General features: G+C 64.7%; 4 protein-coding genes. 3 read left to right on the top strand and 1 reads right to left on the bottom strand.

Features of this window, described 5'->3' with window-relative positions; genetic code table 11:
• The 3 genes from WCE35_RS18640 to WCE35_RS18630 form a co-directional block, all read left to right on the top strand.
• The coding region (locus WCE35_RS18640) for a PQQ-binding-like beta-propeller repeat protein (RefSeq protein ID WP_424594803.1) at positions 1–409 on the top strand (409 nt) is incomplete at its 5' end.
• Between the two features lie 30 nt (positions 410–439).
• Positions 440–844, top strand: a complete 405-nt coding sequence (locus WCE35_RS18635) for a c-type cytochrome (protein WP_424594802.1) — start codon at positions 440–442, stop codon at positions 842–844.
• 39 nt (positions 845–883) lie between these two features.
• Positions 884–1,651, top strand: coding sequence for a substrate-binding periplasmic protein (locus WCE35_RS18630; RefSeq protein ID WP_424594801.1), 768 nt, complete (start codon positions 884–886; stop codon positions 1,649–1,651).
• 24 nt (positions 1,652–1,675) lie between these two features.
• On the opposite strand, the gene WCE35_RS18625 is transcribed toward WCE35_RS18630, so the two are convergent.
• Positions 1,676–2,371: GlxA family transcriptional regulator (locus tag WCE35_RS18625; protein WP_424594800.1), on the bottom strand; the 696-nt coding region annotated here is incomplete at its 5' end.

Below are 2,371 nucleotides of genomic sequence, written 5' to 3'. Positions count from 1 at the left end.
ACTCAATATCGGCGCCGATTTCAAGATCGCACCTCCTCCGGGCGGCGAGATCTATGGTCATCTCGACGCCCGCGACCCGATCACCGGGGCGAAGAAATGGGAGGTTCGCTACCCCGAGCCGCCGATTGCAAGCGTGCTGTCGACCGCGGGCAATCTCGTGTTCGTGCCCGATTCGCGCGGCGTGGTTCACGCCTACGATGCCGAAAACGGGACCGAGCTGTGGAATCGTAACAACGGCACCGGCCATCAGGGTGGCATCGTCAGCTACTCCGTCGGCGGCAAGCAATATATCGCCATGACCGCCGGCTTCGGCGGCATGCTGTCGGACGACTACGCCGCGACGTTCGGCGGCGTCTACAAGAGCATGCCGCGCGATGACGGCGCGCTGATCGTCTACAGCCTGAAATAAGCGATTCGGATCACCTGACGGGGAGCGAGCTTGCTCGCTCCCCGTGCATTCAAAGGGGCTGATGCGCCTCTGCAGAACCAGATCATCATGAAATTGGACATGGACTTCAAGGCATTACTCGCGGCCGTGCTGGCCGTCTCGTTGACATGTGCCCTGCCCGCCACGGCACAGCCTGCCGCCAATGCACCGGACAGCGGAGCATTCGATGTCGAACAGCTGTTCGCATCGATCTGCGGCTTTTGTCATTCCGAGGGGGGCCGCGCCGCCGGCAGGGGGCCGCAGCTCATGAATTCGCCCCGCGACGACGACTATCTGCGCAACCGCATCAAGAACGGCAAGGACGGCGCGATGCCCGCGTTCGGTACGGCCTTCACCGACGCGCAGATCGACGACATGGTCAAGTTCATTCGGTCATTGAAACCGCGTGAAGGATGAGGCCGTGAGATCGTTCCATCCGCCAACCGAGAAAACGGCATGAAAGCTATTCTCCCGCTCATCGTCGCCGCCGTCATCGGCCTGATCGACCCGGCGCGGGCGCGGTCTCTCGACACCATTCGCTCAGTCGGCGCGATCGTGCTGTGCGCCCACCCCAACTCGCTTCCCTTCTCCAGCAAGGCCGGCGACCCTCCCGGGTTCCAGGTCGAGATGGGCCAGGCCCTTGCGCGCGAACTCGGCGTGTCGCTGACGCTTGGCTGGATTACCACGGGGGTTCAGATGCGCAGCGCCGCCTGCGATATCGTCATGGATGTCATTGCGGATCGCGAGGCCCAGGGCGAAACCAATCTGAGGATTACAAAACCCTACTATCGCACCGGGGTCGCGCTCGCCGTGCCCTCGGCCAGCAAGCTCACCTCGTTCAAGAGCCTCGACGAGCATACCAAGGTCGGGGTTCAGGTCGGGTCCATGGCGGCGATGATCATCAGTCAGCGTCACGTGCCGACATCGACCTTCGGGTTCGAGGTGGACAGCCTCGAAGCCCTGGTCAATCACGAGATCGACGCCGCGGCGGTCACGCCGACCGTCGCCAGCTATTTCAACCTGACGCATCCGGACAACCCGGTCCGTATCCTGGGTCTCGACGAGAGCGAGGCGAACCTCAACTGGAATGTCGCCATCGGCATGGTGCGCCCGGACGACAGCCTGCGCGACGCTATCGAGCGGGCTCTGGAGCGGCTGCGGGCCGATGGGACGGTCGAGCGAATATACCGGCGCTACGGTATCGCGCTGCAATCGCCGAAATAGGTCCACGCCGCCATTCCCGCACCCTTACCCCGCCCTCGCCGCGCGCCGCAGCGATTGCGGCGGCTGGCCGAAGGCGCGGATGAAGGCGCGGCGCATCCGCTCCGGGTCGCGAAAGCCGGTGGTTTCGGCTACACGCTCGATCGCCTCGCTGGTGGATTGCACGCGCTGCCGCGCCACTTCGATCCGCAAGCGCTCCACCGCTTTCGACGGCGTGGTGCCGGTCTCGGCGATGAAGGCGCGGGTGAAGTGCCGCGCACTCATGCCGGCCTGCTCGGCCATGTCCTCGACTGTCAGCGGCGCGTCGAGATGCTCGCGCGCCCAGGCCAGCAGCGTTCCGAAGCGGCCGTTGGACGCTTTCAATTCGAGCAGCGAAGAGAATTGCGACTGACCGCCGTTGCGGCGATGGTAGAGCACGAGCTGCCGCGCGGTTTTTTGCGCGATCTCGTCGCCAAAATCCTCCGCCACCATCGCCAGCGCCAGATCGATGCCGGCGGTGATGCCGGCCGAACTCCAGATATTGCCGTCGCGGACGAAGATCCGGTCGGGCTCCAGCTTCACTTTGGGATAGGCTGAGAGGAAATGCCGGGTGCGCTGCCAATGCGTGGTGGCGCGGCGGCCGTCGAGCAGGCCCGCCTCCGCCAGAATGTAAGCCCCGGAGCAAACGCTGGCGACGCGGACGCCGCGTTTGGCGATGGTGCGCACGAACGCCAGCGTTTTCTC

Origin of the sequence: Bradyrhizobium sp. (assembly GCF_049691595.1) — a bacterium.
Taxonomy (GTDB): Bacteria; Pseudomonadota; Alphaproteobacteria; order Rhizobiales; family Xanthobacteraceae; genus Bradyrhizobium.
Note: the sequence above shows the minus strand (reverse complement) of the source record. Positions and strands in the feature narration are given on the sequence as shown.